At 63.2% G+C, this 24,021-nt stretch carries 19 protein-coding genes; 8 read left to right on the top strand and 11 right to left on the bottom strand.

The window, feature by feature from the left end:
* The 8 genes from ABZE94_RS01170 to yaaA form a co-directional block, all read right to left on the bottom strand.
* Positions 1 to 971: alginate O-acetyltransferase (locus tag ABZE94_RS01170; protein ID WP_372873705.1), on the bottom strand; the 971-nt coding region annotated here is incomplete at its 3' end.
* A gap of 15 nt (positions 972 to 986) precedes the next feature.
* Complete coding sequence (algG, locus tag ABZE94_RS01165; RefSeq protein ID WP_372873704.1) at positions 987 to 2,603, bottom strand: mannuronan 5-epimerase AlgG; 1,617 nt, start codon at positions 2,601 to 2,603, stop codon at positions 987 to 989.
* A gap of 10 nt (positions 2,604 to 2,613) precedes the next feature.
* Complete coding sequence (locus ABZE94_RS01160) at positions 2,614 to 4,116, bottom strand: alginate export family protein (RefSeq protein ID WP_372873707.1); 1,503 nt, start codon at positions 4,114 to 4,116, stop codon at positions 2,614 to 2,616.
* Positions 4,117 to 4,130: 14 nt separating this feature from the next.
* Positions 4,131 to 5,519, bottom strand: a complete 1,389-nt coding sequence (gene algK, locus ABZE94_RS01155) for an alginate biosynthesis TPR repeat lipoprotein AlgK (RefSeq protein ID WP_372873703.1) — start codon at positions 5,517 to 5,519, stop codon at positions 4,131 to 4,133.
* A 13-nt stretch (positions 5,520 to 5,532) separates the two neighbouring features.
* Complete coding sequence (locus ABZE94_RS01150) at positions 5,533 to 6,699, bottom strand: PilZ domain-containing protein (protein WP_372873702.1); 1,167 nt, start codon at positions 6,697 to 6,699, stop codon at positions 5,533 to 5,535.
* 43 nt (positions 6,700 to 6,742) lie between these two features.
* Positions 6,743 to 8,230, bottom strand: a complete 1,488-nt coding sequence (gene alg8 / locus ABZE94_RS01145; RefSeq protein ID WP_372873701.1) for a mannuronan synthase — start codon at positions 8,228 to 8,230, stop codon at positions 6,743 to 6,745.
* A gap of 134 nt (positions 8,231 to 8,364) precedes the next feature.
* Positions 8,365 to 9,675, bottom strand: a complete 1,311-nt coding sequence (locus ABZE94_RS01140) for a nucleotide sugar dehydrogenase (RefSeq protein WP_372873700.1) — start codon at positions 9,673 to 9,675, stop codon at positions 8,365 to 8,367.
* 613 nt (positions 9,676 to 10,288) lie between these two features.
* A complete protein-coding gene (gene yaaA, locus ABZE94_RS01135) occupies positions 10,289 to 11,068 on the bottom strand; it encodes a peroxide stress protein YaaA (protein ID WP_372873699.1) in 780 nt (259 codons plus the stop codon).
* Positions 11,069 to 11,272: 204 nt separating this feature from the next.
* On the opposite strand from yaaA, the gene dmeF reads away from it, so the two are divergent.
* The 6 genes from dmeF to ABZE94_RS01105 all read left to right on the top strand — a co-directional run bounded on the left by dmeF (position 11,273) and on the right by ABZE94_RS01105 (position 16,421).
* Positions 11,273 to 12,262 (top strand): CDF family Co(II)/Ni(II) efflux transporter DmeF, encoded by a 990-nt coding sequence (dmeF, locus tag ABZE94_RS01130; RefSeq protein WP_372873698.1) that lies wholly within the window; start codon positions 11,273 to 11,275, stop codon positions 12,260 to 12,262.
* Positions 12,263 to 12,576: 314 nt separating this feature from the next.
* Positions 12,577 to 13,968 (top strand): PhoH family protein, encoded by a 1,392-nt coding sequence (locus ABZE94_RS01125; protein ID WP_372873697.1) that lies wholly within the window; start codon positions 12,577 to 12,579, stop codon positions 13,966 to 13,968.
* Between the two features lie 161 nt (positions 13,969 to 14,129).
* Entirely contained in the window at positions 14,130 to 14,606 is a 477-nt protein-coding gene (gene moaC / locus ABZE94_RS01120; RefSeq protein WP_305255098.1) for a cyclic pyranopterin monophosphate synthase MoaC, read from the top strand.
* Positions 14,603 to 14,851, top strand: a complete 249-nt coding sequence (gene moaD, locus ABZE94_RS01115) for a molybdopterin converting factor subunit 1 (protein ID WP_372873696.1) — start codon at positions 14,603 to 14,605, stop codon at positions 14,849 to 14,851. The genes moaC and moaD overlap by 4 nt, the downstream gene beginning before the upstream one ends.
* Positions 14,852 to 14,853: 2 nt before the next feature.
* Positions 14,854 to 15,309 (top strand): molybdopterin synthase catalytic subunit MoaE, encoded by a 456-nt coding sequence (moaE, locus tag ABZE94_RS01110; protein WP_372873695.1) that lies wholly within the window; start codon positions 14,854 to 14,856, stop codon positions 15,307 to 15,309.
* 335 nt (positions 15,310 to 15,644) lie between these two features.
* On the top strand, positions 15,645 to 16,421 hold the full coding sequence (locus tag ABZE94_RS01105) for an ABC transporter substrate-binding protein (RefSeq protein WP_372873694.1): 777 nt from the start codon (positions 15,645 to 15,647) through the stop codon (positions 16,419 to 16,421).
* A gap of 200 nt (positions 16,422 to 16,621) precedes the next feature.
* On the opposite strand, the gene ABZE94_RS01100 is transcribed toward ABZE94_RS01105, so the two are convergent.
* From ABZE94_RS01100 to ABZE94_RS01090, 3 genes are all read right to left on the bottom strand, one after another.
* Positions 16,622 to 18,004, bottom strand: coding sequence for an aspartate aminotransferase family protein (locus tag ABZE94_RS01100; protein ID WP_372873693.1), 1,383 nt, complete (start codon positions 18,002 to 18,004; stop codon positions 16,622 to 16,624).
* 61 nt (positions 18,005 to 18,065) lie between these two features.
* Positions 18,066 to 19,490 carry an APC family permease gene (locus tag ABZE94_RS01095; RefSeq protein WP_372873692.1) on the bottom strand — a complete coding sequence of 475 codons (1,425 nt, stop codon included), beginning with the start codon at positions 19,488 to 19,490 and terminating at the stop codon, positions 18,066 to 18,068.
* A 76-nt stretch (positions 19,491 to 19,566) separates the two neighbouring features.
* A complete protein-coding gene (locus tag ABZE94_RS01090; RefSeq protein WP_372873691.1) occupies positions 19,567 to 21,060 on the bottom strand; it encodes an aldehyde dehydrogenase in 1,494 nt (497 codons plus the stop codon).
* A 214-nt stretch (positions 21,061 to 21,274) separates the two neighbouring features.
* Here ABZE94_RS01090 and ABZE94_RS01085 point away from each other — a divergent pair, with 214 nt between their 5' ends.
* The gene (locus tag ABZE94_RS01085) at positions 21,275 to 22,195 is read left to right on the top strand and encodes a LysR family transcriptional regulator (protein ID WP_372873690.1); all 921 of its coding nucleotides are present in this window, start codon (positions 21,275 to 21,277) and stop codon (positions 22,193 to 22,195) included.
* A 459-nt stretch (positions 22,196 to 22,654) separates the two neighbouring features.
* Positions 22,655 to 23,956, top strand: a complete 1,302-nt coding sequence (locus tag ABZE94_RS01080; protein WP_372873689.1) for an OprD family porin — start codon at positions 22,655 to 22,657, stop codon at positions 23,954 to 23,956.
* Positions 23,957 to 24,021 lie beyond the last annotated feature (65 nt).

Genomic DNA, 24,021 nt, shown 5'->3' with positions numbered 1-24,021 from the left:
TCCCAGATCAGCACCTTCGGCGGGCTTTTCTGGAACTCATCGCTGCCCAGGTATTCCAGCATCGAGCCTTCCAGGCCGCCGCCGGCAAAGGCGACGTTGAGCACGTCGGCGCCAATGTGCTGTTCGAGGAAGCCGCCGAAGTTGTAGTTCGGGCCGCTGTGGCTGGTGCCCACCAGGGTGATCTGCGGGGTCGCGCTGTCGCCGAACAGCTCGTCGCTGCCGCTCTCGTCCTTGGGTTCGGTGGCGAACTGGTCGATGTACTGGGGGGCATAGACGGTGCCGCAGAGCTGGGTGGCCACCTTCTGCATGGTGCCGGTCTTGCCCATCAGGCCGATGCGCTGGCTGACGAACTCCTTCCGCGGGATCTCCTCGAAACCGGGGAGGCGCTTGACCGTTTCGGCCACCAGACGTGCCGTGCGATCGGCGCCGTAGGGGGTCCAGTGCTGGTCGCGGCGGAAATAGAAGGGCTGCTCTTCCTGCTCGTCGGTCAGCGGCGAGAGGTCGGGCACCCTGAGACCGATCTCCTCGAAACTGGCCAGGGCCTGGCGATAGTTGCGCAGCGCCAGATCGTAGTCGAAGCGGCCCTGGTCTTCAGGCTTGAGCTTGTTGCGGTTGACCAGGCCACGGGTCGGTTGATAGACCACCACCAGCTCCACGCCCCGGCTCTTGAAGGCATCGCGCAGCTCCTTGAGCATGCGCAGACCCTCGGCGGTGGTGCCGAATTCGGTGCGCAGGTCTTCCTGGGTACGGAACAGCCAGGCGTCCTGCGCATCGATCAGGGTGGTGAAGTTCTTCGCGTAGTTGGTGGTGTACTGGCTGGCGTCATGGGCCGCTGGGCACAGGGAGCAGCAGTCCTCCACCTGGTATACCGGAGCCTTGGTTTGTTCTGCGGCCTGCAGCCCCGAGGCGGCCAGGCAGATCGCCGCCGCCAGAGGGCCGAGGCCAATCCATTTGCTATCACGCACTTTCATAGAAACTGCCTCAAATTAGTTGTGCAGGTCGGCCTGGTTCTCGACCGGGTCGATGAGAACGGCCAGCTTGCGTCGCACCAGCATGTCGAGAATTTCATCCTGGCGTTCACCGAGGATGCCGGCGAAGCTGATGCCGGTACTCTTGCTCGGCGCGAGCATGTCCACGCGGTACAACTCCACGGACAGCGGCGAGTCGATGTTCAGGGGGCTGGAGCCGTTGGCGGCGAGCTTGCCGCCGACCAGGATCAGCGACACTTCGGTGTCGAAGGGGTCGAGCCCGAGGTCGCGGTCGGTGTCGGAGAGATCCTTGATGTGGCCGTATATGCCGGTCAGGCCATTGGCCGCCGAGATGTTCTCGTACAGGCGAATGTTGGTGCTGTTGCGCAGACGGATGCCGTGGCGGGCGTTGTTCAACACCTTGTTGCCCCACAGCAGGTTGTCCGAGCTCTCGTAAATGGTGATGCCGTCGCTGTGGTTCTGGTACACCTCGTTGTAGGCCACCAGGTTGCGTACGCTGTTACGGTCGAGGACGATGCCCGAGAGCTTGTTGTCGTAGCTCTTGTTGTTGATGATCCAGCTGTCATCGACCTCGCGGGAAATGATGATGCCGTGCTTCTGCTTGGTCCCGTGCACGGTGTTCTCGGCGATGATCAGACCATGGGAACGGTCATGCGGGTCGATGCCGTAGACGATGTTGTCGCGGTAGGTATTGCCCTTGATCACCACGTTCGCGGCTTCATAGCAGTAGAAGCCGTACCAGAGGTCGACGAACTCCGAGTCGATCAGCCAGCCGGTCGGTTCCGGGCGCTTGAGGCGGGCCTGCATGCCGGGGGTGTACTGGGTGATGCTGACGCCGTAGGACTTGCTGTTGCTGTAGCCCAGGCTGCTGAATACGCTGCCGGAGACATACAGCTCGCTGCCGCCCCAGGACACCAGAAACGGGCGGAACTCGGTGCCCTTGCGCTCGGCGCCCTTGCTGAAGCTGGCCGGGCCGTCGTCCGCCTCGCGCCAGCCGGTGAGTTTGCTGTCGGTGAAGAACAGCTGGCCATCGTTGACCATGAAGCTGCCGCGCTCCTGGGACAGGCGCAGTTCCTTGGTGTTATTGCCCACGTGCAGGGTCGCGCCCTCGGCCACGACGATCGGCAGGCGCGCCAGGTAGACACCCGGCTCGACCTCGCGGAACTGGCTGTCCGGCAGGGCCTTGGCGATGTCCTGCGGGGTGACATAGCCGCCCTCGATGAAGATCGCATGGGGCATGCCGTTCTGCCGCTTGATCCATTCACGCAGGCGTTCGTTGCCGCCGATGAAGTCCTTCAGCGCGTCCTGCCGCAGCATGCGCCGCACCACCACCTTGCCGCCGGGCTTGCGCTCGATCTTGGCCTCTACGGCGGCCGCGGTGTAGCCGCTGAGATCGGGCAGGCTGGGCTCATCCAGATGCAGCTGCTCGACGGGTACGCTGGTCACCGTGTAGTTGTTGGTTGCCTTGAGTGCCCTCGTCGTCGTTTTATCGCTCTCGAGCGCCGGCGCCGCTTGCACCCAGGGCGCCGCCAGCTGCAGCGCGCCAAGCAATAGGCCGCTGCAGAGCAGGCCTGCTGCGCAGCCTTGTTTGAGTTTGCCTGGTCGTTGCGTCATGGCGTTGTCCTCAAAATTTCCAGATAACGTCGACGAAGGCGCGATGCATCAGCGAGTCGCTGTCGTTGCCGTAGGCATCGCCGGGCTTGAACACGCCACCACGAAAGCGCACCAGGGCTGCCGGTTCGTCGATCGCCTGGCTCATCGAAGCAGGCAGCAGGCCCTGCTTGAAGTACTTGGTGACCACCAGATCCAGCTCCTGGCCGAGGTCTTTCTCGCCGTCGATCAGGTCCACCTGGGGCACCGTGCCGATGCCGTCATGCAGCGGATCATCGATACGCGCGTTGATCCCGCTCCGGCCAATCTGTTGCCGGTCATCGACCCGCCAGAACTTGTGGTAGACCAGGCTGGCGTCGTATTCATCGGCCAGCTGCCAGGAGCCGAACAGGGTGGCCGACTGCAGGTTGCTCAGCTCGCCGCGAAAGGCCTCGCCGTAGCGATGGACTCTGGTACGGGTGCCGGTGAAGGCGGAGCGGTTGCTTTGCAGGCCGGTCTGGCGATAGCTGCCCGTGCCGTTGCCGTCGTCATCGCCGCTGCCGCTGCCCCGTGCGTAGGCGCCGCCGACTTGCCAGTTGGGATCCAGACGAAAGCGCAGACCCAGGTCGGTGGCCCAGGCGCTGACGTTGTCACTGTTCTTGCCGGTGGCGATTTCCTGGCCGTTGACGATGCCGCGCGTCAGGTCTTCGCGGTCGCCAGTAAGCGAGGTGAGGCTGGCCCAGTAATTGACCGACTTCTGGTTGCGAAAGTTGTAGGCATCGCTATGGGCTTGCACACCGAGCCAGGTCAGCTCGCCGGTGGCGCGCTTGTCCAGGGAGTCGATCGGTTCGCCGGGATTGGCCAGCTTGCCGTCATCGCGCGAGTGATGGGCACTGAGGCCGAGCCAATGGCCCGGTCGCCACTGGGTCGCGACATCGCCGAACAGGTGCAGGCGATCCTCGTCTTCCGGCGCCAGTTCGTCGAGGTCGGTGCGGTAGTCGCTGAATCGTTGCGCGGCGCCGAGGCTTGCGCGCAGCAGGGTGGTGTCGAAGGTCCAGTTCAGCGCTTCGATATTGGTATCGCGCCATTGACTGTCATCGTTGCGCAGGCGCTGGCGGCCCAGGCGCAGGTGTTCGCCGGGGTAGTCGGTGAGGCCGGCGTAGTCGACCCAGAATTCGCGCAGGGCCAGGTAGTTCTTCTTCCGCTCGCGGCCATCGGCCTGGGAGTCGCCGGCCAGATCGGGGTCGGAAGACTCCAGGGTGTCGGTCTCGATAATGTCGCTGGCGACTACCGCCTGGCCCATGGCGAAGGCGCTCCAGTCACCGCGCTGGCCGTAGAGCCAGGGGCGCAGGTCGACACCGATACCGTTGACGTCGCCACCTTCGCGGGTGCCGAGGTCGCGGTCATCTTCCGATTGCGCGGTGATCTTGATGTCGAGGCCGAAGTTGTCGTCGCTCATCTGTACCGCCCATACCGGGCTGGCGGAGAGTAATGACACGCTCAGGCCCAGGCCTGCGCTGATCTTGTTGAGTTTCATCGCGTAGTCCTTATTCATTGGGTTTGCGCCTGTAATGAGGCTTGGGCTTGCAAGGCGTTGCCGCGCACTTGGCGTTCATCGCGCAGCAGTTGCTTGGCCTGAGTGCGCTGGGCCGGCTGCAGTTGTTGCTCGATCTGCCGCGCCAGTTCGATGGCTCGCGGGGTGTTCTTCGGCAGCGCCAGTTGGCTGAAGACGAAGGCGTTGACCGGGTCCGGACGTATGCCTTTGCCCTGCGAGTACATCTGGGCGAGGGCGAAGTCGGCGCTGACCTGGCCGTTGCGGGCGGCGCTGAGCAGGTGATCGAGGGCTTTCTGCGGATAGACCTCGCCGAGGTAGCCGCGCAGGTAGATCTGGCCGAGGAAATAGTTGGCGCTGGGTTCGCTGGGCGCGGCCTTGCGCAGATGCTCTTCGGCCTTTTGCGGGTCCTGCGGTACCAGCTTGCCTTCGTAATGGAGCCGGCCGAGCAACAGTTCGGCACGCGGCAGCGCCGCGGCGCGGCCGTTGTCGAGGTAGCCCAGCAGGGTCTCGATGTCGCCCAGGCCCGGGTAGTCATAGAGCAGGCGCGCCAGGCTGACCCAGGCGGCCGGATAGTCCGGGGCGATGGTTTCGAGCAGCTCCTGGGCTTTGCCTTCGTCCGGCTTGCCCAGTTCGGCGTCGGCCAGCACCTGGGCGACGGCATCCACTCGCTGCGGGCTCACCACAGCGCTGCGGTAGCCCGCCATCAGGCGCTGCAGCAGGGCCTTCTGTTTGTCGGCCTGGCCTTGCTTCTGGTACACGGTGGCCAGCTCGACGTAGCAGACATCGGCCTCGGCGATCAGGCCTTGGCAGATCTGTTCGATTTCGTCCAGGTGCTGGTCGTAGTTGCCCTGGGTGCGATAGAGCAGGACTTGTGCCAGATCGGCCTGGGTATGGCCTTGCTGGCGCCAGCTGGAGATGCGTTGTTGCACGTTCATACCGGGGAAATCCTGTGGGTATTGCAGGTAGAGCATGACCAGCGGCAGCAGGCTGCTCGGTTCACCCGCGGTGAATGCGTCATTCAGCAACTCGGCCGCTTCAAGGCGCTCGGCCTGGCTGGGGTTGACCTTGCGCGCGAGCAACTTGCCCAGGCGTGCCTTGGCCCGCGGCGATTCGTCCAGGGCCAGGCGGTAGGTCCGCTCGGCCTTTTCCAGGTCTTGCGGCGTGCCGCCGGCCATTTGCAGATCGGCCAGACCGACCTGCGCATCGGTGTAGCCCAACTCCGCCAGTTGGCGGAAGTGCTGCTCGGCGGTGCTGGTGTCGCCACGCTTCAGCGCTTCGGCGGCCAGGCGCTCGTCCGGCAGCCCGGCGCAACCGGCGAGGGCCACGGCCAGGGAAAGCGCCAGCAGGGGCGCGGCATGCATGAGACGGGGGGCGATAGTCGCCATTGCTGAGTCCTCCTTAGAGACCTTTCGCCAGGGCTTTCTCGAACAACCCGTCGAACGACGGACCGCGATCGAGGATGACTTCGACCGGCTGGCCGGCGAGGCTGCTGTTGAGCTTCTGCTCCGGTTCGATGATCACGCGGATGTCCGCCGACAGGCCGCCTTGATACAGGCTGCTGCTGACGATCTTGCCGTAGCGCGGGCTGTCTTCGCCGGCCACCCAGAAGCTGGCGCGGCTACCCGGGCGAGCCTGGGCGAAGTTGCGGTAGGGGAAGCTGGCCAGCACCGTGGCCTTGGTGTTCTGCGGCACCAGTTCGAAGATCACATCGCCCTTGCCGGCGAACTGACCGTCGGCCACCAACTGACGGGCCACCTTGCAGTCGCAGGGGCTGGTCAGGGTGCCTTTCATCTGCTTGCCGAACAGCTCTTCGACATTCTCCGGGGTCATTTGCTCGTCGGTCAGGTGACCCTTGAGCATCTCCAGCATGCTGGCGGAGAAGGTGGCAATGGGCGCGCCTTTCTCAACGATGGCCTCCGGTTCGATCAGGCTCTGCACCATGCCTTCGCGCGGCATGGTCACTTGCAGGCTGGATACGTTGACCATGCCCGACTCGGCGTGGGTGACGAAGTAAATGCCGTAGACCGACTTGAAGATAAAGCCGAAGGCGGCCAGGCCGACCAGGAAGATCGCCAGGCTGAAGCTCACCGCCTTGAACCGGCCGAACACGCCCATGCCGGAGCCGCCCGCGCCGTTCTTGCGCGCCTTGGTAAAGTTTTCCCGCTGCAAGGTGCTCAGCAGGTCGCCGGCGCTGACCAGTTCGCCGCCGAGGAAGGCGCTGATCAGGTGGCGCAGGGTGGCCTGCTCGCGTGGCTTGATGTTATGGAACTGGCAGCCGACGCGGCCGTCGTCGGCATTCACCGAGCGCACCTGGAACTCGATATCGATGGCCAGGTCGAGGCTGTCCAGCTTGAACTGCAGACGGCCCTTATGAAAGTCGCCGACCTGCACCGGCGCCTTGCCGGCATTGAAGCAGAAACCGCCGGCCGAGATGTCGCCGATGGGTTGGTCGACGCGCTCACGGTTTTTCGTCAGGTAGCGCAGCACGGCCGGGATCTTGACCCGCGCGTGTTGCCGCTGGGCTTCCGATTCATGGACCACATTGACGTTGACGGCTGTATTCATGATTGCAATTTCCTGTTCGAAAAAGGATCCGGTCGGGTTCCGGTCACACCAACGCCAGAAGCGTGGCGATAAAGACGCTGGCAGCAGCAAAAGTCATGGAGCGCGAAGACCAGGTGTTGAACCACCGCTGGAAGCTCAACAGGCCGCGATCGAGCTTGGTCGGCTGGCGGGTCCAGGACTGCTGGTCGAGGCGGAAGAACACGTAGATCTTCACCATCGCGCCGACGATCTGGTTGTAATAGAGAATCACCGGGTAAGCCGGGCCGATGCGGTGGCCGGTCACGCTGAGCAACAGGGTCAGCGCCAGGCGGGTCAGGCCGATCCACAGCAGGTAGGCGATGAGAATGCCGGCGCCGTACTTGATGCTGGCGATGATCGCCACGCTCAGGCCGAGCAGGCTGGTCCACATCGATACCCGCTGGTCGAACAGCACCACGCTGGTGAACCAGCCGAGGCGGCGGGTGCCCAGGCGCAGCGCGCGGGCGTTCTGCCGCAGGTTGTTGCCGTACCAGCGGAACATCAGCTTGCGGCTGGCCTTGATGAAGCTCTTCTCCGGCGGATGCTCGACCGTGTTGATCGCCGCATCCGGCACGTAGAAGGTGTCGTAGCCCAGGCTCATCAGGCTGAACCAGCTCGACTTGTCGTCGCCGGTGAGGAACTGGAAACGGCCCAGGCGCCAATGGTCGAGGTGGTCGCTTTCCACATCGGCGATGAACGCGGGGTTGGTGACCACCTCGGCGCGAAATACCGACATGCGTCCGGTCATGGTCAGCACCCGCTTGCTCAGCGCCATCGAGCACATGTTGAGGTGGCGCTGGGCGAAGCGCAGCTTGTGCCACTCGCTCATGATGTAGCCGCCGCGTACCTCGCAGAACTCGTTGGTGGTCAGGCCGCCGACATTCGGGAACAGCTTGAACCAGGGCACGGTCTTGCGCACCACACCCTCGCCGAGCACGGTGTCGCCATCGATCACCGCGACCACCGCGTTCTCATCCGGCATTTTCCGGGAGATGGCGCGAAAGCCGTAGGCCAGGCCGTCGCGCTTGCCGGTGCCGGGGATGCGCACGAAGTCCAGCTTGACGTGGTCCGGCGGGTTCATCCGGGTCCAGAGGTTTTTCACCAGCAGTTCATCGGACAACTCGACGATGGAACACACCATCGTCGTCGGGTAACCGCAGTCAATCGCCTCGCGAATCACCGAGCGGTACACCTGGGCGGTGGTCAACGCGTCGATGCGGAAGCTGGTGACCAGCAGAAACACCTGAGAGGGGTCGGCGTCCTTGCCGAGTTTTTTCACCTTGCGGCGGTAATAGGGGTACACCACATAGAGAAACAGCGTGCCGCGCAAAAAGTGCACCGCACCCATGGAATAACGCCAGATGCCCACAGCGCCGATCAACAGGAGGTAGTCGCGCGACTCGGGGTCGAACACGCTCCTGGGCAGCGCCAACGCGAGCAACATCAGCAGTGATAGGTAGAACATCCAGCCTGCGGCTTCTAGGAGCCCGGTTTTCAGCGTGTTTGTGTGCATATGCGTATCCATCGTGTGCGCCGGCGGAAAACCTTGGGCGAGGGTGCTGCTCGCGCGCCCAAGGCTCGGCTCAACTGGCGGCCAGTCCGTTGAAAAACTACTGCCGCTTTTCAACGGCCTGTCGCAGGCCGGATTTACCAGCAGATACCTTCGGAACCGGTGCGCGAGGCGGTGGGCATGAAGCCGACCAGATCGACCACGTGCTTGCCGTCGAGGGCCTGTTGCGCCAGGGGGGCGAAGCGCTCATCGCCATTGCCGAGGACGATGATCTCGGCGTTATCGACTACCGCATCGAAGTCGCTGTTGAGCAGCGAGGAGACATGCGGAATCTTCGATTCGATGTAGTCCTTGTTGGCGCCATAGACCCGGGCATATTCGACGTTGCTGTCGTAGATGCTCAGCTCGAAGCCCTTGCCGATCAGCATCTCGGCCAGCTCCACCAGCGGGCTCTCGCGCAGGTCGTCGGTGCCGGACTTGAAGCTCAAGCCGAGCAGGGCGACCTTGCGCTTGTCGTAGCTGGAGATGATGTCGAAGGCGTTCTGCACCTGGACCACGTTGCTGCGCATCAACGAACCGATCAGCGGCGCTTCGACGTCCAGGCTGCCGGCGCGGTAGGACAGGGCGCGCACGTCTTTCGGCAGGCAGGAGCCACCGAAGGCGAAGCCGGGTTTCATGTAGTACTTGGACAGGTTGAGCTTGTGATCCTGGCAGATCACATCCATCACTTCGCGGCCGTCGACCCCTACCGCTTTGGCGATGTTGCCGATCTCGTTGGCGAAGGTCACCTTGGTGGCGTGCCAGACGTTGCAGGTGTACTTGATCATCTCGGCGACATCGATGTCCTTGCGGATGACCGGCGCGTCGAGTTCGCCGTAGATGCTTTCCAGCAGGTCGCCGGAGGCGCTGTCCAGCTCGCCGATCACGGTCATCGGCGGGAAGTCGTAGTCCTGGATCGCGGTGCTTTCGCGGAGGAACTCGGGGTTCACCGCCACGCCGAAATCGACCCCGGCTTTCTTGCCCGAGCATTCTTCGAGGATCGGGATCACCACGTTCTTCACGGTGCCCGGCAATACGGTGCTGCGCACTACCACGGTATGCCGTTCGGGCTTGTTGCGCATGGCGAAGCCGATTTCGCGGCACACGCCTTCGATGTAATCCAGTGCCAGATCGCCGTTCTTTTTGCTCGGCGTACCGACGCAAATAAACGAGACCTCGGTGTCACGAATCGCGTCGGCGACATCGGTGGTGCCGCGCAGGTGGCCGGAGTTCAGGCCCTGCTGCAGCAACACTTCCAGGCCGGGCTCGACTATTGGCGATTTGCCATTGTTGATCAGGTCGATCTTGTTGGCCGATATATCGACGCCGACCACGTCATGGCCGCGGGCCGATAAACAACCGGCACACACAGCGCCCACATAACCCAAACCAAAGATACTGATTCGCATCGTATTACCTCGTCTATTGCACAATTTAATAGTGGCGCATTGGCCACAGTCGTTCATTCACTCAGGTCGACGGGCGACTGAGTTAATTAGGCATGAGAAATATCTGGCATCCGCAGAGGAGGCCTGAACCGGGCTTGTAATATGAAGCGTGCCCTATACTGCTACTGAGCTGCAGGCCTGGGAGGCTCTGGCTCTTGGATCTCAGTAGGTCATTTGACCGGTGGAAGTTCTCCTCTGATCTCGCTACAACGACTATCTGATATTGAATAATCCGGCGGACTTCTGTCCGACAATTAGCGGCAGGTTGGTTCACGCAGAAGTTGCATGAAGTAATTATGTTACGTCGGTAAGAGTGGGCGGTTTTTATTATAGTTCCTGCCGTTCATCCTTTTTTTTAATTGAGGGACTATTTGGACGGTGGCAAGTAATTGCAAATTGATAGCAATTTATAGTCACGCAGTTGCACTGCCCGCGCGGTGTATTAAGTCCCCGGAAAGTTCAATGGGGCGGATATTAATTAATTGACCAGACTGTTTGTGCAGGTATTTGCTTGTCGCTACGGCGGAGGGCGAAGGGCCGTGCGGACGGCCCGGGCGGGGGGATGGCGGCGGGATCAGTCTTGCGGGAGGTCGCGCAAAAACACCAACTTGTCGGCTTTCGAGTGCTCCGCGGAGTAGCGGTAGCCCTGTGCGGCGAAGTCCTTGAGGCCCTCGGTATCGCTCAGGCGCTGTTTGATTACATAGCGGGCCATCAGGCCACGGGCCTTCTTGGCGTAGAAGCTGATGATCTTGTACTGGCCGTTTTTCAGGTCCTTGAACTCGGTGTCGATGACTCGTGCGTTGAGGACCTTGCGTTTCACCGCACTGAAATATTCGTTGGAGGCCAGGTTGAGCAGCACCTCGTCGCCCTGGGCGGCCAGTGCCTCATTCAACCAGCCACTGATGCGCTCGCCCCAGAAGTCGTAGAGGTTGTTGCCGCGCGGGTTGGCCAGCTTGGTGCCCATCTCCAGGCGATAGGGCTGCATCAGGTCGAGCGGGCGCAGCACACCGTAGAGGCCGGAGAGCATGCGCAGGTGGTCCTGGGCGAAATTGAAGTCGGCTTCGCTGAAATCCTCGGCGTTGAGGCCGGTGTAGACATCGCCCTTGAACGCCAGCAGTGCCTGCTTGGCGTTTGCCGGGGTGAAGGTCTTGCTCCAGCTGCCAAAGCGCGCGGCATTCAGGCCGGCCAGCTTGTCCGACAGGTGCATCAGCTCGGCAATCTGCATGGGCGTGAAATCGCGCAGTTGGGCGATCAGGTCCTGGGCATGCGCGAGGTGCTCGGGTTGGGTATAGCGCTGGGTCACCGGCGGGGTCTGGTAGTCGAGGGTCTTGGCCGGGGAAATCACCATCAGCATAGGGTCTGCTCCTGAAAGTTCTGGCCGCGATTCTAGAAGCTGAGGGCGGCCAAGACTAGCGACGATGGCGCGCAGCGGTGTAATCCGGGTAGGCCTTGGCGCAACCCGCGTCGGCGGCGTTGCGCCTGGGCCAAGCACTGCACTTGACCTGGAGGCGGCCCCGGGGTTGTAGTTTGCCCAGGTCGAATCCTCAAAGGAGCCATCATGGCCGCCTGCAATCACTCGCGCTGGGAGCCTTCCCACGATTACCGACCGCTGGAAACCCGCACCGAACGCCAGGCCTGGCTGGTGACCGCGCTGACCGGGGCGACCATGCTGGTGGAAATCACCGCCGGCTATGCCTTCAACTCCATGGCCCTGCTCGCCGATGGCTGGCACATGGCCTCGCACATGCTCGCCATCGGTCTGACGGCCCTGGCCTATCTGCTGGCGCGGCGTTACGCCGATGATCCGCGTTTCGCCTTCGGCACCTGGAAGATCGAGGTGCTGGCCGGCTTCGCCAGTTCGCTGCTGTTGCTGGTGGTGGTGGCGATGCTGGTGTTCGAGTCGTTGTGGCGGCTGTGGCGGCCGCAGGTGATTGCCTTCGACGTGGCGCTATGGGTGGCGATGGTCGGTCTGCTGGTCAATCTGCTGTCGGCCTGGTTGCTGCGCGACCGGCATGAACACGCGCATGTTCACGGCCACGCTCATGCCGATCACGATCACGATCACGATCACGATCACGATCACGATCACGATCACGGCGCGCCGGTGAGGATGCGCGATCTCAATCGGCATGCCGCTTTCATCCATGTGCTGGCCGATGCGCTGACCTCGGTGGCGGCGATCGTGGCGCTGCTGGGCGGCTTGCTGTTCGGCTGGAACTGGCTCGATCCGTTGATGGGCGTGATCGGCGCCGCGATCATCGCGCTATGGGCCAAGGGCTTGTTGATCGAGACCGCCACGGTGCTGCTCGATCGCGAGATGGACAGCCCCGTTGTGGTGCGGGTGCGCAAGACCCTGACCCAGGAAGCGGACACCGAGCTGGCGGATTTGCACCTGTGGCGAGTCGGTCGCGCGCAGTACGCCTGCATCGTCAGCGTGGTGACCCATGGCGACATCTCGGCGGATCGCTACAAGGCCCGGCTGGCGGGGATCGACGAGTTGGTGCATATCACGGTCGAGGTCAATCGTTGTGCCGACAACGAGTCGTGATGGCGGTACCGAGGCGGAATTATTTTGCGGTGCGAGCGCGGGTAGGACTTCTGACTTTAACGGCGCCTTTGCGGGCCGCCAAGCGCTATTCGTCGAGGCGACAAATAAACTTAAAAAAACTGAAAAAAACTTTCGCCTGTCATGATTTTTGGAGTATCTAAAAGAGAGACCGCCGAACCCTGCAGACAGGTGGCGACCCTTGGCCTTCACCTTGCATGCACCTGCTCAGCCCCCGTCTGAGAGGTCGGTGGTCCCCGCGGCGGAGCGCTGCTCAGGCATTCCGTCGCTTGGCTCCTATAAGAAGGTGACCGAGTATGGATGACCACGGAAGCTTCAAACCCACCGCTCCAACCCTGTACGCCCTCGACACCAATGTGTTGATCCACGATCCGAACGCACTGCTGAATTTTCAGGAACACCACGTCGCCATCCCGATGACCGTGTTGGAGGAGTTGGACAAGCTGAAAACCGGCAAGCTCGGGGTCGCCGCCGAGTGTCGGCAGGCCATTCGCTTGATCGACAAAATCCTCGGCAGCGCCACACCCGAGGAAGTGGAGCATGGCGTCGCGATCCAGCGTGAGAAGAGCGGGCCTTGTGGTTTTCTCTCGATTCTCATGAGCAAGAGCGCCTCGCCCATCACCTGGCTGCCGGAGGATCTCAACGACAACAAGATCATCAACCAGTTGGTCGAGCTGAAAGCCCGGCGCCCGGACATGGCCGTGGTGCTGGTGACCAAGGACATCAACATGCGCCTGAAGGCGCGCGCCTGCGGGATCGACTCGGAGGACTACCACACCGATCAACTGGTCGACGATGTATCGCTGCTGTCGAAGGGTTATCACAGCATGAGCGGTTCCTTCTGGGACCGGGTGAGCAAGGTCGAGACCCGTCAGGATCACGGCCGCACCTGGCACCGGGTGCAACTGATCGACAACCTGCCGGCGGTGCACATCAACGAGTTCATCATCGACGAGCAGGGTTTCGTCGGCTGGATCAAGGGCATCCAGAGCGATGAGTTGACCATTCTCGATCTGCACCAGGAGCCTCTGCTGCATCAGGAAGCCTGGGGCCTGCGGCCACGCGATATTCACCAGGCGCTGGCGCTGTTCGCCTTGCTCGACCCGGACATCCACCTGGTCAACCTGTCCGGCGCCGCCGGCTCGGGCAAGACCATCCTGGCCCTGGCCGCGGCCATCGAGCAGACCATGGTCAGCAAGCGCTATCGGCGGATCATCGCCACCCGCAGCGTGCAGGGCCTGGATCAGGAAATCGGCTTCCTGCCCGGCACCGAGGCGGAGAAGATGGAACCCTGGCTGGGCGCCATCACCGACAACCTCGAAGCTCTGCACATGGACGACGAGAACACCCATGGCAGCGTCGACTACATCCTGCAGAAGGTGCCGCTGCAGTTCAAATCGCTCAACTACATCCGCGGGCGCAGCTTCCAGCAGAGCCTGATTTTGATCGACGAGTGCCAGAACCTCACCCCGCACCAGATGAAGACCATCATCACCCGCGCCGGCAGCGGTTCCAAGGTGATCTGCCTGGGCAACCTGGCGCAGATCGACACCCCTTACCTGTCGGCGCCCAGCTCGGGCCTGACCTACCTCACCGAGCGCTTCAAGGACTTCGAGCACGGTGTGCACATTACCCTGCAGGGGGTGCCGCGTTCGATTCTGGCGGAATTCGCCGAAACCCATATGTAGCGGGGCGGAGTCCCGCAGCGGCAAGCAGCAAGCCATAAGCTGCAAGTTAAAGGCGAAAAGCTGGACGGGGTGGAGCCCGCACCCGCTTGGCTTGCAGCTTGCAGCTGCCATATCGTGACCGCTGGGTTTACAATCGGCCGATCCCTGCCTGGAGTAAACCCGTGCTAACCCATCTCGATTCCCAAGGTCACGCCACCATGGTCGATGTCAGCGATAAAGCGCTGACCGTCCGTGAGGCCGTGGCCCAAGCCCTGGTACGCATGCGCCCGCAGACCCTGCAGATGATCGTCGACGGCGCCCACCCCAAGGGCGATGTGTTCGCCGTGGCGCGTATCGCCGGCATCCAGGCCGCCAAGAAGACCGCCGACCTGATCCCGCTCTGTCATTCGCTGATGTTGAGCAGCGTCAAGGTCGAATTGCTCGCCCATGGCGATGATGCGGTGCAGATCACCGCGCGCTGCAAGCTCAGCGGGCAGACCGGGGTGGAAATGGAAGCCCTGACCGCCGCCAGCGTCGCCGCCCTGACCATCTACGACATGTGCAAGGCGGTGGACCGCGGCATGGTCATCGAAAGCGTGCGCCTGCTGGAGAAACTGGGCGGCAAGAGTGGTCACTATAAGGCCGAGGACGATCAATGATTCATGTGCAGTATTTTGCCCGTTACCGCGAGGCCCTGGGCCTGGATGGCGAGCAACTGAGCGATACCCAGGAACTGGCGACCCTCGATGACCTGCGCCAGCACCTGCTGGCCCGCGGCGGCGTGTGGCAAGTGCTGGCCGAGCAGAACCTGATGTGCGCACGCAACCAGGAACTGTGCAGCCTCGAGGAGCCGCTGGCGGAAGGTGATGAGGTGGCCTTCTTTCCAACCGTGACCGGAGGCTGAGCATGGCCATCCGAGTCCAGCTGGAACCCTTCGATCCGGGCGTCGAAGTCAACGCGCTGCATGCCGCCAACGTAGGCGTCGGTGCGGTGGTCAGCTTTGTCGGCTATGTCCGCGATTTCAACGCGGGCCGTGAAGTCGGCGGGATGTTCCTCGAGCACTTCCCCGGCATGACCGAGAAATCCCTGGCCAAGATCGCGCTCGAGGCCGAGCAGCGCTGGCCGCTGCTGAACCTGCAGGTCATCCACCGCATCGGCCGCCTCGAGCCGGGCGAACCGATTGTGTTCGTCGGCACCACCAGCGCCCACCGCCAGGCCGCCTTCGATGCCTGCGCCTTCGTCATGGACTACCTGAAGACCCGCGCGCCCTTCTGGAAGAAGGAAGACACGGCCGAGGGTTCCTGCTGGGTCGAAGGCCGGCAAAGCGATCAAAATGCCGCCGAGCGCTGGCACAAGCCGTAACGGTCTGTCACTTCACTGCGCTGCCGGTGAACCAGGCGTCCACCAGCAGCGCACCGCTGCTGCATCTGCACAGTATTGAACTCCAGTCATGCGTGCTCGAATCGAGCCGCCGGAGGTTGCGTGGACCCGGTTGACGATTTGTACTATTAAGTCCAGTATGGAACTTATAGTACAAAAAGAGGCAGGCAGATGACCCGTCCCCGCGATTGCTTCCCGCTCAGGCACAGGCCTGCCGCGTCTTTCTTCTGTCTTGCAGTAACCCCCAGTACTTCGCCGACCCCGGGCGTTTGCCCGTGGGCGTGGGGTATGTCACTCACTCAGCAGGAATCACCACGATGAAGAAACTCGTCCTCTTGAGCGGCCTCGCCCTGAGCCTGATCGCCGCCAGCCTGTTCGCCGCCGAAAAGCCATTGCGTCTGGGTATCGAGGCGGCGTATCCGCCGTTCGCCTTCAAGACCGCCGACGGCCAGATCGCCGGCTTCGACTATGACATCGGCAATGCCCTGTGCGCCGAGATGCAGGTCGAGTGCCATTGGGTCGAGCAGGAGTTCGACGGCCTGATTCCCTCGCTCAAAGTGAAGAAGGTCGACGCGATCCTGTCGTCGATGACCATCACCGACGAGCGCCGCAAGTCGGTGGACTTCACCGGCAAGTACTACTACAGCCCGGCGCGCCTGGTGATGAAGGCCGGCAGCGAGGTCGACGACGACTTCGCCAACCTCAAGGGCAAGCGCATCGGCGTGCAACGCTCGACCACCACCGACCGTTTCGCCAGCGCGGTGATGGCGGCCCAGGGCGTGGAAGTGGTGCGCTACACCTCGCAGAACGAGATCTACCTGGACATGCTCTCCGGTCGCCTGGATGGCACCCTGGCCGATGCCATACCGGTGAATGAGGGCTTCCTGAAAACCGACAACGGCAAGGATTTCGCTTTCGTCGGCCCGTCCTTCACCGATCCGAAGTACTTCGGCGAAGGCGCCGGCATTGCCGTGCGCAAGGGCGACCGCGAACTGCTCGGCAAGCTCAACGGCGCCATTCAGGCGATCCGCGCCAACGGCCAGTATCAGCAGATCCAGGACAAGTACTTCGACTTCGATATCTACGGCGAGTGAATCCGTGAGCGAGAACAAAACCGCGCCTGGCGCGGTTTTGTTTTTGCTCAGGTACCTTTGTGTGTCGACGGCAGGGCGCAGGCGTCGACTGGTGCCAGACAAAAAACAGCCGCGCATCGCGCGGCTGGACTGTTGCCTCGGCGTGCGCTCGAGGTTGTGAAAATATCGAGCGCCTTAGGCGAGAGTTTTTTCGCAAGCTCTCAAAGCAGGCCCAGTTCTCTGGCGGTGCGGTCCACCGCCCGTTTGGTCTTCTCCACCAGTTCGTCGAGGTCCGCGCGGCTGGCCACCAGGGCCGGGGCCATGATCATGCGGCCCAGAGTGGAGCGGATGATCAGGCCTTCCTCGAAGCCGATGGTGCGGCAGCGCCAGGCGATGTCGTTCTCGTTGGCGAAGCGCTTGCGGCTGGTTTTGTCCTCGGCGAACTGCAGCGCGGCGACCAGGCCGGTACCCTGGATATCGCCGACCAGCGGGTGATCGGCGAATACCTGGCGCAGGCACTGTTGCAGGTAGGGGCCAGTGTCGTCCTTGACCTGGTCGACCACGCCTTCGTTGCGTAGCGCCTTGATATTGGCCAGGGCCACGGCGGCCGCTACCGGGTGGCCGGAGTAGGTCAGGCCGTGGGCGAATACGCCGCCTTGTTCCACCAATACCTCGGCGATGCGCTTGCTCAGCACCAGGCCACCCATGGGGATATAGCCCGAAGTCAGGCCCTTGGCGATCGACAGGGTGTCCGGCTGGAAGCCGAAGTGCTGGTGGGCGAACCATTCGCCGGTACGGCCGAAACCGCCGATCACCTCGTCTGCGCACAGCAGCACGTCGTACTGGCGACAGATGCGCTGGATTTCCGGCCAATAGCTCTCCGGCGGGAAGATCATGCCGCCGGCACCCTGGAAGGGCTCGGCGATAAACCCGGCGACGTTGTCGGCGCCCAGTTCGAGAATCTTCTCCTCCAGCTGCAGGGCGCAACGGCGGCCGAATTCGGGCGGGGTCAGCTCGCCGCCATTGGCGTACCAGTAGGGTTCGTCGATATGGGCAATATCCGGCAGCATGCCGCCCATCTCGTGCATGAACTTCATCCCGCCGAGCGCCGTGGCGGCCAGGGTCGAGCCGTGGTAACCGTTCCAGCGGCCGATCATCACCTTCTTCTGCGGCTGGCCGAGAATCTGCCAGTAGCGGCGCACGGTGCGGATCAGCACCTCGTTGGCTTCCGAGCCGGAGTTGGTATAGATGGCGTGGCTGTAGTGGTCGGGCAGCAGGCTGAAGAGCATTTCGGACAGTTCGACCACCGCCGGGTGAGTGGTGTGGAAGAACATGTTGTAGTACGGCAGTTGTTCCATCTGCTTGGTCGCGGCCTGGACCAGGTCCTGGCGCCCGTAGCCGAGGTTGGTGCACCACAGGCCGGACATGCCGTCGAGGTAGCGATTGCCGTCGTTGTCCCACAGGTGCAGGCCTTCGCCGCGCACCATGACGCGCGGCCCCTCGGCATTCAGCGCCTTTTGATCGACGAAGGCATGGATGTGGTGGGCGGCGTCCAGCGCCTGGTAGTCCTGGGTCTGGCGGTTCGGGGTATGGGGGACAGTCATTTTCAGCAACCTCGTTATTACCTGTTATCGAGTAAGCCGGGGGCGCGCCCCCGGCGAGACTTCATTGGCGTGCCAGCACCTTGTCGATGGGCTCGGGGGTGAACAGCGGTTTACGCATCACCAGCTTGATCCACAGCACCGCGATGATAGACACCAGGCCGAGTACCGCACCTGCACTGTAGAAGATCGAGGCGGTCATCTCCGGGGTCGGCGACACGTAGTAGATGGAGACCAGCATGCCGGCGATGCCGAGGATCTGCGGCAGCGGGTAGAAGGGCGTCTTGAACGGCCGCGCCAGATCCGGGTAGCGGCGGCGCAGGGCGATCACATCCAGGTGGCAGACGATATAGGCCAGCAGCCAGGCGACCGCGGCAGCCAGCAGCAACAGGCCGATGGCGGCCGGGTCGTTGCCCATGAACACCACCGGGATGCCGGTGATGGCGGCGACGAACAGCACGGCGACCCAGGGCGCTTGGTACTTCTTGCTGAGCAGCTTGAACTGCGGGAACGCCTGGCCGTTGACCGCCATGCCATAAAGCATGCGCGGGATCGCTGCCAGCGAGGTGTTGACCGTGCTGCAGGTGGCGGTGATGGCCGCGACTACCAGGAAGATCTTCCCGGTTTCGCCGAACAGCGCGGTGGCGAACAGGTAATGCGGCAGGGGCGAGCCGGCCAGCGCGTCTTGCGGTACATAGAGCAGCGCACCCACGCAATACAGGGCGATGGTGATAAAGATCACCGTCACCCCGAGGATCATCGACCAGGGGATGTTGCGCTGCGGGCGACGCGATTCTTCCACCAGCGGGCAGACGAATTCGGCGCCGACGAAGCCCCAGATGGCCAGCGCCACCAGGGTCATCACGCTGGCGCCCATGGGGTTCCAGTCGCTGCTGATGGCGCTGCTCAGTGCCGGTTCGCTACCGCTGCCGGTCACCGCGGCCAGGCCCAGAGCGAGCAGCACGACAACCATGACCAGTGCCAGGGCCGACTGCAGGCGGGCGAAGATGTCGATACCCAGCAGGTTGAGCAGGGTGAACACCACCAGCACCCCATAGGCGATCAGCATGCTGGGGAAGGCGCCGGGGTAGACCTCGTTGATGATCAGATCGAGCAGCAGCAATTCCGCCGACAGGGCGAACATAGCCACCACCACATAACCGGAGAAGGTCGCCAGAATCGCCGGGAAATGCCCCAGCGCCACTTCGGTGTAAGTGCTCAGGCTGCCGGCGCGGGGGATCATCAGCGCCAGCTCGGCGAACGACACCACATAGGTCAGTGCCAGCACGAAGGCCAACGCCAGCGGAATCAGAAAGCCCAGGCCAGCGATGCCGGCGCCTTGCAGCATCAGCACCATAACGCCCTGGGAGACCACCAGGCCGATGGCCACGGCCAGCAGCGCGGTCAGGCCCAGGCTGAGCTTGCGCTTGCGCGCCGGCTCGGCCGCCAGGCCAAAGGGAGGGTTAAGGCTTATATCGGGATCGTGCATGGGAGTTCTCCTGCAATCTTATTGTTGTCTCAGGTGAATCGCACGCGGCAGGTGCCGCAGTTGTTTGCTGCGTCCCTCAAGAACGCAGCTGAAACCAGGTGGTCTTCATCAGGCTGTATTTGTCGAAGGCATGCAGCGACAGGTCGCGGCCGAAGCCCGACTGCTTGCAGCCGCCGAACGGCACGCAGACATCCAGGGCGTCGACGGTGTTCACCGACACAGTGCCGGCACGCAGGCGACGGGCGACGCGATGGGCGCGGTTGAGGTCGTCGCTCCACAGCGAGGCGGCCAGGCCGTACTGGCTGTCGTTGGCCAGGGCGATGGCCTGCTCCTCACTGTCGAAGGGGATCACCGCCAGCACCGGGCCGAACACTTCCTCGCGGGCCAGCTGCATAGCCGCGGTCACGCCGGTGAAGATGGTCGGCTGGATAAAGTTGTTCGAGCCGCCCACTGTCAGGCGCTGGCCGCCGCAGACCAGGGTCGCGCCCTGGCTCTGCGCCCGGTCGATAAAACCCATGATGCGTTCGGCCTGGCGCGCATCGACGATGGCCCCGGCGCGGCTGGCCGGGTTCAGCGGGTCGCCCGGCTGCCACTGCTGCGCCTTGGCGATCAGACGCTGGACGAATTCGTCGTGAATCGAGCGTTCTACCAGCAGCCGCGAGTTGGCCGAGCAGACTTCGCCCTGGTTGAAGAAGATCCCGAAGGCCGCCTTTTCCGCGGCCAGGTCGAGGTCCTGGCAGTCGGCGAACACCAGGTTGGCGCTCTTGCCGCCGCACTCCAGCCACACCTGTTTGAGGTTGGACTGGGCGGCGTAGGCCATAAAGTATTTGCCCACCTCGGTGGAGCCGGTGAAGGCTAGGCAGTCCACGTCCATATGCAGGCCCAGGGCCTTGCCGGCGGTTTCGCCCAGGCCCGGCAGCACGTTCAGCACCCCGGCCGGTAGGCCTGCCTCCAATGCCAACTGACCGAGGCGCAGGGCGGAGAAGGGCGACTGTTCGGCCGGTTTCAAGACCACCGAATTGCCGGCGGCCAGGGCCGGCGCCAGCTTCCAGGCGGCCAGATCCAGGGGGAAGTTCCAGGGCACCACCGCGCCGATCACCCCCAGGGGTTCGCGGGTGATGGTCGCCAGGGCGTCGCTGGCGGTCGGCGCGACCTCGTCGTAGCGCTTGTCCAGCGCCTCCGCATACCAGCTGAAAACCTGGGCCGCGCCGGGTACGTCGATGTTGTAGGCGTCCATCACCGGCTTGCCCATGTTCAGCGAGTCGAGCAGCGCCAGTTCCTCGCGATTGGCCATGATCAGCTCGGCCAAACGCAGCAATACCTGCCTGCGCTCACGCGGGGCCATGCGCGCCCAGGGGCCGTTGTCGAATGCGCGGCGGGCACTGGCCACGGCGGCATCGACATCGGCGGCGGCGCAGGCGGCGACATGCGCCAGCGGTCGGTTGCTGGCCGGGTCAATCGACGTGAAGGTCGCACCGCTCTGCGCCGCGCATAGCTGGCCGTCGATCAGTGCCTGGGTGATAAAACCCTGTTCGGCCGCGCGCTCTTGCCAATCGCTGTACTGCAACATCGCCTCTATCCTCATACCGGATGCCGCAAGCGGCGTCTCGTGGTTGTTGAGGACGATGTTGGCGCAGAGCGCAAACAAGGAAAATTAGTAAATATATGCTCGCAGGCCATGAAAAAACTGGGCAGGCGAGAGGCCCCGGCTGGGGTATGTTGGTATTCAGGTTTTCAGTTGCAGCATCACAAGACGGCCTCGAGGCCGCTACCGGAGGTACCGCATGGCCGCCTACTCCCTGCGCCAGCTCAAGTATTTCGTCACCACCGTGGAATGCGGCAGCGTGGCCGAAGCCTCGCGCAAGCTGTACATCGCCCAGCCGTCGATCTCCACCGCGATCAAGGGCCTGGAAGAGAGCTTCGGTGTCCAATTGCTGATCCGCCATCACGCCCAGGGCGTATCGCTCACCCCCGGTGGCGGGCGCTTCTACCGCAAGGCCCAGGAACTGCTGCGCATGGCCCACGAGTTCGAGCAGAACGCCCTGGCCGACAATGAAATGGTGGCCGGGCAGATCGACATCGGCTGCTTCGAAACCGTGGCGCCGCTCTACCTGCCGCGTCTGATCGCCGGTTTCAACGCGCTCTACCCCGGGGTGGAAATCCGCATCCGCGACGGCGAGCAGCAGGAACTGGTGCAGGGCCTGACCGCCGGGCGCTTCGACCTGGCGATGCTCTACGACCACGACCTCGACGCGACCATCGAGTGCGAACCGCTGATGGTGCCGCAGAAACCCTATGCCCTGCTGCCCGAGGGCCACCGATACACCGGCCAGGCCCAGGTTTCGCTGCGCGACCTGTGCCTGGAACCGATGATCCTGCTCGACGTGCAGCCGAGCCGCACCTACTTCGTCAGCCTGTTCGAGGAACTCGGCCTGACGCCGAACATCGTCTTCAGCTCGCCGTCGATCGAGATGGTGCGCGGCATGGTCGGCCAGGGTTTCGGTTTCTCCCTGCTGGTCACCCGCCCGCACTCGGAATGCACCTACGACGGCAAGAAGGTGGTGATGGTGGATATCGCCGAGCCGGTGAGCAGCTCCGGCCTGGCTGCCGCCTGGCTCAAGCGCGCCCAATTGACCAAGCCGGCGCAGCTGTTCGTCGAGTTCTGCAAGGAGCAGCTCGCCTCGCCCTCGCCTGAGAGGTTGTGAAGAAACGCTCGCCTACTGCGGCCGCCTCCAGACGCCCACTGCTCCGGGCAATTGCCATCTGGCGGGTTGTCGCTGCGCTGTGCAGCACGGTCCCGCGCCTTGCCGCGCACGCCTGGAGACGCTCTCGCGACGGCGCTCGATTTTTTCACAAGTGCTGAGCCCTCTGCTGGGGAGCCTCAAACCGTACCAGGGCCGAACCGCTGCGCCTCCATTCGGGGCTGTCTCCGTGCATCCCGCTACGGGTCGGTTTCAGGCCGCTGACCGTCGCTCTCGCCCATTTCCCGTCTCTGCATATCCGTAAGCTGGCCCTTGCCTTGCCCCGCGAGGCAACTTTGGGGGTCGCTGTCTTCGGTGCCATGGTGCACCGCCAAGCAACACTCTCGACTCACCAAGGAAGGAGGCGACGCCCAGGTTCACTGCAGCCAACGCTGTTTCACCGCAGATAAGGAAAACAATAAAATGCCATTGAGCAGAAAATCCCTACTGGCTCTGACCATCGCCGCCACCACAAGCGCCCCGCTGGCCATGGCCAATCAGGCCGAAAGCCAGGGCTTCATCGAGGATGGGCACCTGACATTCCTCACCCGCAATATGTACTGGAACCACGACCGCCATGATGGCGCCGACGACCGGCGCGAATGGGGCCAGGGCTTTCGCCTCGACTACAAATCCGGCTACACCCAGGGCCTCGTAGGCTTCGGCATCGACCTCAGCGCCTATGCCGCGCTCAAGCTGGATGGCGGTCGCGGCCATTCGGGCGCTGCCGGGGTACTGGTACCGGACGGTGACGGCACTCGCGACGAGGCCAGCTCGGCCGGCGCCTCGGTGAAGATGCGCCTGTCCAACACCGAGCTGAAGTACGGCAACAACCTGCGTCCCTACAACCCGGTGTTTGCGCCGGCCGACGCGCGCCTGCTGCCCAGTACCACCACCGGCTTTTGGCTGACCAGCGCCGAGCTGGACGGTCTGGGTCTGGAAGCCGGCCATTTCACCGCGGCCAAGGACTTTAACAGCACCAACAGCAACGATGACTTCTTCGCCTCCTATGCCGGCGTGAGCACCGACACCGTGAACTTCCTCGGCGGCAACTATGCCGTCAACGACCGCCTCAGCGTCAGCCTCTATGGTTCCGAGTACGAGGACATCTGGCGCCAGTACTACGTCAACACCAACTACAACTATCCGTTGAGCGATAGCCAGAGCCTCAACTTCGACGCCAACATCTACCGTGTCGACGACGACGGCCGCTCGCTGGCCGGCGAGATCGATGTCACCGCCTGGTCGCTGGCCGCTGCCTACACCATCGGCGCGCACACCTTCAAACTGACTCACCAGCAGATCGACGGCGACCAGCCGTTCGACTACCTGGGCATGGGCCCCGGCACCTTTCACGACTCCATCTACCTGGCCAACTCCTCGCAACTGGCCGACTTCAACGGACCGAACGAGAAGTCCTGGGGCGCGTTCTACAACCTCGACATGACCAGCTATGGCGTGCCGGGCCTGAGCTTCCACGCTCGCTACATCCGCGGTACCGATGTCGATGGCAGCAAGATGGACCCGAGCAGCCCCTATGCCTACTACGCCGACAACGAAAAGCACTGGGAGCGCGACCTCGCCGTCGCTTACGTCGTCCAGGCCGGGCCGGCCAAGGATCTGTCGCTGCGTCTGCGCCAGGCCACCCACCGGATCAGCGGCACGTCCGATGTGTCCTCCGACCAGGTTCGCCTGATTATCGAATACCCTTACGAAATCTTCTGACGCAGCAGCGCCGGCCGGTTTACTCCGGCCGGCGTTTCGCGGCACTCACGCCATCGTCCAGGCAG

This window comes from Pseudomonas sp. (assembly GCF_041601375.1).
In the GTDB taxonomy this organism is placed as follows: domain Bacteria; phylum Pseudomonadota; class Gammaproteobacteria; order Pseudomonadales; family Pseudomonadaceae; genus Aquipseudomonas.
The sequence above is the reverse complement of the archived record's forward strand: the minus strand, read 5'-3'. Positions and strand labels throughout refer to the sequence as shown.